Here is a 7580-nt window from a genome sequence, read left to right as displayed (position 1 = left end):
ACACACAGAGGTAGTAAAGGCACTCATCTCCGCCGGAGCAAACTTAAATGCAAAAGAGAATGAAGGATTCACCGCTTTAATATTGGCAAGCCTAAAGGGACACACAGAGGTAGTAAAGGCACTCATCTCCGCCGGAGCAAACTTAAATGCAAAATCCAATGTAGGATTTACCGCTTTAATGGCCGCAAGCCAAGAGGGACACACAGATATTGTGAAAGTCCTCATCTCAGCTAGAGCAAACGTAAATGCGAAGGCCAAGGATTGGACTGGGACTACCGCTTTAAGGTTCGCAAGCATAAAGGGCCATACTGAAATTGTCAATATTTTAAAACAGGCGGGTGCTAGATAATAAAAAATCTTAGCCGAACGGAACAAATTGCACATTAAACAACGGCTTTGCATACTAAAACCGCCTTTGCCTTACCGGCATAGGCGGTTTTTAGCGGAAAGCCTCCGGAAACCTTGGGAAAGCCCTTACCTAAAAGAAATTCTGCAGCTTAAAGCAGTTTTGGCGGCAGGCTTAAATAATCCTCCGCTCTACCGACACCCTGCCGACATAAATCCCCTTTTGCCTTAAAAGCCTTATAATTGTAAAATGTTTTTATGAAAACACTTAAACTTGCATTATCATTTATGGTTTTAGCGGTTTTGGCTTCCGCGCAAATACGCATAACGCCCGCCTCAATGCAGCAGGATATGCGGATATTTAGCAAAGAGGGGGAAGATACGATAGTCTTTTTCCCTTCCGAATATTTGGGCTACGCTCCCAAAATAAACGTGGTTTTCCCTGACGGCTATGAAGCGGATGAAGCCCGTTTTTGCTCGGTTTACGTTATCAATAAGGAAGAACTGCCAAGGGCAGCTTTATACTCCTCCTTCCCTAAAGAATATGCGGGCAAATGTATTTTTGTCAATATTCGTTTTAACAATATTCCATCCGCAAAAGCTTTGGATGGTTTTCTCGGCAGGGAATTGCTGCCTTATATGGAAGTAAATTACAAAATTGACGCTTCCGAAAACGCTAAAATTATTTTGGCGGGGGAAGGCTATTCCGCGCCGGTTATAAACGCTTTGCCTTCTTTAAGCGGATATATAAGCGGATTTGCTTTATCTTTTTACGTGAATACAGCCATGCCCGCGGGGTTTGAGGGGGCTTCCAAATCGGCTCGCGTTTGGGCCGTGGGCTCCATGGGGAATATGGCCCGTTTGCAAAGCGCCTTGGAAGCGGCCGGTCTTAAGTTTTTTGATAATTTCGGCTATAAAATAGTTGACAACGCCGGCGTCAATCCGACGGATTTGAAAGACATTCTCAATTTGACTTATCTGCTTGAAAAGGATTCTTTAAAACCTTTAAAAGCCAAAGGAGCTTTTTCGGCAAAAAGCGCGTCCGCTGTCAGCGAAGAACGCTTTAATTTTTGGCTGGATATTACCGGCAAAAAAGGTTTGAAGCTTAATTATATACCGGCTTCGCTTAAAATCGCGCCGCCTTTTCTTTCCTGGGATTACGACACCGCTTCTTTCGGCGTAATTTACGGAGCTCAGCCCGGCAAAGTTAAAATTTCCGGCTTTGCGGGCGATGTTTTGCCTTTTGAAGTTTCTTTTAAAATAACCAAGTAAAATTTGCGTTTTTTAGGGCCGTTTTTACGATTTTTTATATGTATAAACGGCCCTTTTTTATAAATTTATCCACAAAAAGCTTGCTTTTTTAAAACTTTTTTGCTTGAAGCGTTATTTTTGATAAAAAACGTAAATTTCACGTCGGAGCCGGGCGTGAAAAACGATTCGATTGCCGCTGTCTGTATTGTGCGGACGGCAAAAGTTATCCACAGAAAAGCGCACTTATCCACAGCCTCGCGCCCTTTGGAAAAACAAAAGCTTTTGATTTTTGCGAAAAAAGCCCCTTTTTTAATAAACAAAAGCCCGAAAAAGCCTTTTTATCCACAAAGTGTGGATAAATGTGGATAAAACCGGCCGGTAAAAAATTTATTGAATTTATAAGCCTATTTGATATAATATTTTTGTTAAAACGGAGGTTTTATTATGAGATTTATTTTGTTATTGTCCATCTGCGCGGTCTTTTTGACCGGATGCTATTCCGCCGAACGCAAAGCGGACCGAGAAGTTAAAAAAGACAGCGATAAATTTACTTTAAGCGCTCTGTGCCCGGAACGCGCCAATGAAGACAAATGGCGCAAACAGAGCGTGGACCAAATGCGCGAAAGCCGCAAAATCCCCAGCGTTGAATTTGAATTTGACGGCATAGTTCTTGTGCCCAGCTCTTATGAAGTGCTTGATAAAGTCGCCGCGATTATGGTTGCCAACCGCTCAATGAAGCTGATAGTGGAAGGCCATACGGACGAGGTCGGCACGGATGAATATAATGACTGGCTTTCCAGCGCGCGTTCCAACGCGATAAAGAGTTATTTATCCTCCCGCGGGGTCTACCCGGATTCCATTAAGACCTACGGCCACGGCAAACGCCGCCCGCTGGTTAAAGCCGATGACTCCCCCGAAGCCAGAGCCTGCAACAGAAGGGTTGAATTTACTCTTACCACCAGGCACTGGGAAACGGTTTATTGATTTTTTGTAACCCCTCCGGCGTGATTGCCGTGGGATATATTTCAGTTTTAATATGGGCCGGCTGCCAAAGCCGGCCCCGTTTTTTTAGGCAGACGCAATGCCGCCGGGCCGTATTTCCCGCCTGATATCCCCATTAACCAAATTAGCTATATTACGCGCATAAATAAAAATGTAAAATATATACATGGATATTTTTGCCAAAGATACCGTTGCGGCTTACGCAACCGCGGCCTCAAGCGGGGCCGTGGCTTTACTGCGCGTCAGCGGGCCGGTTTCCTTAAGCGTGCTTAAAACGCTTACGGGCAAAAGCGATTTCGAGCCGCGCCGCGCGTATTTCGTCAGAGTGCATGACGGCAAATCGGTTTTGGATACGGCCGTTGCCGTATATTATCAGGGCCCCAAAAGTTATACGGGGGAAGATTCTTTTGAGCTTACCGTCCACGCCGGGGAATACATAAAAGCCAGACTGCTGGAAATTGTTTTTTCCTTGGGTGCGCGCCTTGCCGAACCCGGCGAATTTACCATGCGCGCTTATCTTAACGGAAAAATGGATTTGGCTCAGGCACAGGGCGTAGCCGATATTATCGCGGCGAAAAACAAATCGGCCCACCGCGCGGCTTTAAATATTTTAGACGGCAGATTATCCGAAAAGTTTAAAAATATCCGCGCCGCTTTGACGGAACTTTTGGCGAAAACGGAAGTCCGCATAGATGACGCGGACGACGAAATGCAAGCCTTAAGCGAAGATGAAATATTCCCTTTTTTAGACGGAGTTATAAATCAAATTGAAGCTTTGGCCTCAACTTTCAGCGCGGGTCGTTTGGTTAAAGAGGGGATAAAAACTGCGATAGTCGGCGTTCCCAACAGCGGCAAGAGCAGCCTTTTAAACGCTCTTTTGGGTTTTAACAGGGCGATAGTTTCCCCGGTAAGCGGAACCACTCGCGATACCGTTGACGCGGTTTTAAAAATAAATGATTTTTCCTTGGTTTTGACGGACACCGCCGGCATACGCGCCGACCATTCCGACGCGGCGGAAGCCGAGGGCATAGAAAGAAGCCGCAAAGCCATGCATTCTGCCGATATAATAATATTTTTGGCGGATTTGCACGCGGACGCCAAAGCGCAGGAAAAAATTTTAAAGGAAGCTCTTTCAACCGGCAAAAAGGTTTTAAAAGTGTTAAATAAAACGGATTTGTCGCTCCCCGCGGAAGGAAAAGAGGGGGAGTATGATTGTTTTATTTCCTGCAAAACCGGCGCGGGGCTTGAGGAGCTTAAAAACAAAATAACTTCGGCGATAGGCTTAAGCGCTTTGCAGGAAGACGATATCCTTATCACTTCCGCCGCGCATTATAAAGCTTTAAAGGAAGCTTCCGCCGAACTGCAATTTGCCAAAGAGCGTTTTGAGGAATTGGAACTTATGGCGGAGCATATCCGCCGCGCTCTTTTAAGCCTGCGCCGTTTGATAGGGGAAGTTACCCCCGACGACGTACTTGGCGAAATATTTTCTAAATTTTGCGTAGGTAAATAAATTTATGTTCGTTTACGATAAAACTTTCGACGTTATAGTAATAGGCGGCGGGCACGCCGGATGCGAAGCGGCTTTGGCTTCGGCCAGGCTGGGCGCGTCTACGCTTTTGATAACCCAAAATCTTGATACGGTTGCGCAGATGTCCTGCAATCCGTCTATAGGCGGTATAGCCAAAGGGCAGATAGTAAGGGAAATAGACGCTCTCGGCGGCGCCATGGGCAAAGTTACCGACGCCGCGGCCGTGCATTATCATATGCTTAACACTGGCAAAGGGGAAGCGGTATGGTCCCCGCGCGTACAGTGCGATAAAAAAATATACCAATACACATATAAGCATTTTCTGGAACTTCAGCCCAATTTGCATATAATCCAGGACGAAGCCAAAAATATCGTTTCGACGGATAATGCCGTAACCGCGGTGGATACTTTAAGGCAAACTCGCTACAAAACCAAAACCGTAGTTGTTACGCCGGGCACTTTTATGAAAGGCACGGTCCATATCGGCAAGCTTATGCTTGAAGGCGGGCGCTATAACGACGTCGCCAGCAATTACTTAAGCCAAAGTTTGGCCGAATGCGGCATAAAGATAGGCCGTATGAAAACCGGCACTCCCATGCGCATTAACGGCAGGACGGTTGATTTTTCCAAATTTACGCCTCAGCCTTCCGATAATCCTTATACGCCCATGTCGGTATTCAACAGGCCGGAAGACAAAAAATTTCTGCAATGCTATATAGCGCGCACCACTGATAAAACGGCGGAAGTGCTTAAAGAACATATTCTGGAATCGGCTTTATATTCCGGCAATATTCACTCGATAGGTCCGCGCTATTGCCCTTCAATAGAGGATAAAGCCGTAAAATTCCCGGAAAATAAACATCATCCTCTTTTCCTTGAGCCCGAAGGCCTTAACACGGAGGAGTATTATATACAAGGTTTTTCCACCAGTCTGCCGGAATATGTGCAGTACGAACTTTTAAAATCCGTTCCCGGCCTTGAAAACGCCCAAATCGTCCGCGCGGGTTATGCAATAGAATATGATTACGCTGATCCTACCTGCCTTAACGCGGCTTTGGAAGTTAAAACCGTCCCCGGCTTATTTTTTGCCGGGCAGATTAACGGAACGACCGGTTATGAAGAAGCCGGCGGGCAGGGCCTTATGGCGGGGCTTAACGCCGCATTGAAAGCGCAGGGAAAAGCCCCTTTCGTTTTAAGGCGCGATCAGGCTTATATCGGCGTATTGATAGACGATTTAATAACCAAAGGCGTAAACGAGCCTTACCGTATGTTTACAAGCCGTGCGGAATACAGGATAATTCTCAGGACGGACAACGCCGATTTGCGCCTTAGCGGTTTTGCGATAGAATTGGGTTCTCTTCCGGCGGATTACGCAAAGCCTTTTGCTGCCTATAAAGCGGCGGTGGAGAAATTGCTTAAAAACCCGGAAGCCGGCATAGAGGAAGCGGATTTAAGTCCGTGGTCTTTAAGCGCGGCTAAAAATACGGCGGCTGTTCAGCGCAAATACGCCGGCTACTTGGAACGCAACTTAAAAGACGCAAAAGCTTTGGCCAACGCCGATAAAATAGTTATCCCGGAAGGCTTCGACGTCGCCGGCGTAAAAGGAATATTGATAGAGTCAAGCCAAAAGCTGGCCAAAATCAGGCCCTCAACATTGGGCCAGGCCGGCAGAATCCCTGGCATTACTCCGGCGGATTTGCAGCTCATCGCCATACATATAGAAAAATTCAGAAGGGCTAAAAATGAAGTTAAGAACTGATTTCTTGGAGTCTTTAAATCTTTCTCTTTCGCCTTCTCAGCTGGAGGCTTTGCGCTGCTACGCGGCTTTGGTTTGGCTTAAAAAGGACGATTTGAATTTAACCAGCGTTGAAAGCGAACAGGAAATTTGGGACAGGCACATTACCGACGGGCTTTTTGCCGCTTCTTTGATAAAAGCTTTGTCCGCTGGCAAAAAAACTTACTCTTTGGCCGATTACGGCGCGGGCTGCGGTTATATAGGGCTCAGCGCGAAAATCGCTTTGGGCGAAGCCTGCGATTTAACGCTCGTGGAAACTTTGGGCAAGAGATGTCTTTTTATGGAATGGTGTATAATGAAGCTCGGCCTTAAAGGCGCGCGTACTCTTAACGTGCGTGCCGGCGCGTCGGGCGGAAAAGCCGGCCCTTTTGATTTTACGCTGGAAAGAGCCATGGGCAAAATCAACGACATTTTGCCTTTATGCTGCGCGGATTTGAAGAACGGCGGATTTTTTACGGCTTTTCAGACGGAAGACAGAGAATGGTCCGAAGAAGTTTTAAAAGTATGTTCATGCTCTTATGAACGTAATTTAAGCCGGGAATATAAACTGTTCGGGGAAGATAAAACAAGAAGGCTGTCGGTTTTCAAAAAGATTTAAATATGGATATCACAAAGAAACTTTACCTTTTGGTATTTATTCTTTTAACCGCTTTGGGCGTATTCGTTTATAATCAGCCCAACGCGCTTGTTTCGCCCGATGACGACGAACTCCGCGCCGCGCGCATAAACCAAGCGGTGAAGCGCGTAATAAGCGGGCGGGAAGAAGAAAAGCACAATTCCTTTTTTAATCAGGTGCCGGATATGCGCGTAACCGATAAGTACCGCGCCGCCAAAGAGGAAGAAAAAAAGTTTAACGTAAAACGCCGCAAGGACGCTCAAAAAATAAATGTGGATTTGGGGAAAGAAGACGCTGAAAGCGAACTTCAGGCGCGTAACGAAAGGATAAAAAACGTCCAGCAGACGCTTTCAAAACTTCATGAGGAATCATTGCCGCCTCTGCCGGAGGGTTTCTTTTCGGCGACGGCGCGGCCTTATGTCATGTACAGGGAGTACACTCCGCTTACTGACGATTTTAAAACTTTGGTGCTTAAAATGCACTCCAGCCTTTTAAAGAATGTTACGCCTTTTTCCGTATTGACGGAAGTAAAGCGCATACTTTTAATGGTGTTCAGAACCAAATCCAGTTATACTTCATACTCGGGCCGCCCCGATTGGAGCGGCGGCGCGGCGAATATATCGGCCCAGTATATATATTTAATGGAAAACCGCAATTTCAAAAGCAATTTTATGCATGAGCTTACCCATATTTATTTTGACGGATTTTTTGAGCCTTCTTCCGCGCCTAGCTGGCTGAGCGAGGGCTTTGCCGTCTACGTTCAATCGCTCTACCAAAGCCCGGCGGAAAACGAATGGCTTAACGTTTTCGGTCTTAAATTCGCGCGGGAAGAGTACATAGATTTTGAAGAATTTACCAATGTGCCGTCTTTATCCGGCTATGAAAAGGACGACGTTGCCATGTGGTATGCCCAGGCATACAGCGTTGTAAAATTTCTTTTTGAGCGTTACGGCAAAGACGATTTCTATCAATTCAGCAAGAATTTGAAAGACGGTATGCCTTTGGGGCGGGCGATGTTCCGCTCTTACGGTATGCCTTTAAAC

The 7580-nt window shown here is 46.3% G+C and carries 7 protein-coding genes; all 7 read left to right on the top strand.

Annotation, left to right across the window (positions count from 1 at the left end; all coding sequences use genetic code 11):
• Nucleotides 1–349: ankyrin repeat domain-containing protein (locus ACQY26_RS07070; RefSeq protein ID WP_428048449.1), on the top strand; the 349-nt coding region annotated here is incomplete at its 5' end.
• A gap of 254 nt (nt 350–603) precedes the next feature.
• Entirely contained in the window at nt 604–1617 is a 1014-nt protein-coding gene (locus ACQY26_RS07065) for a hypothetical protein (protein ID WP_428048447.1), read from the top strand.
• Between the two features lie 423 nt (nt 1618–2040).
• Complete coding sequence (locus tag ACQY26_RS07060) at nt 2041–2580, top strand: OmpA family protein (RefSeq protein ID WP_428048445.1); 540 nt, start codon at nt 2041–2043, stop codon at nt 2578–2580.
• 184 nt (nt 2581–2764) lie between these two features.
• Nucleotides 2765–4108, top strand: a complete 1344-nt coding sequence (mnmE, locus tag ACQY26_RS07055) for a tRNA uridine-5-carboxymethylaminomethyl(34) synthesis GTPase MnmE (protein WP_428048443.1) — start codon at nt 2765–2767, stop codon at nt 4106–4108.
• A gap of 4 nt (nt 4109–4112) precedes the next feature.
• Nucleotides 4113–5885, top strand: coding sequence for a tRNA uridine-5-carboxymethylaminomethyl(34) synthesis enzyme MnmG (mnmG, locus tag ACQY26_RS07050; protein WP_428048441.1), 1773 nt, complete (start codon nt 4113–4115; stop codon nt 5883–5885).
• On the top strand, nt 5869–6519 hold the full coding sequence (locus ACQY26_RS07045) for a 16S rRNA (guanine(527)-N(7))-methyltransferase RsmG (RefSeq protein WP_428048439.1): 651 nt from the start codon (nt 5869–5871) through the stop codon (nt 6517–6519). Before mnmG ends, ACQY26_RS07045 begins: the two co-directional genes overlap by 17 nt.
• A gap of 2 nt (nt 6520–6521) precedes the next feature.
• A partial coding sequence (locus ACQY26_RS07040; RefSeq protein WP_428048437.1) for a peptidase MA family metallohydrolase occupies nt 6522–7580 on the top strand: 1059 nt, incomplete at its 3' end.

Source organism: Candidatus Proelusimicrobium excrementi (assembly GCF_937881865.1).
GTDB classification, from domain to species: Bacteria; Elusimicrobiota; Elusimicrobia; order Elusimicrobiales; family Elusimicrobiaceae; genus Proelusimicrobium; species Proelusimicrobium excrementi.
The sequence above is the reverse complement of the archived record's forward strand: the minus strand, read 5'-3'. Positions and strand labels throughout refer to the sequence as shown.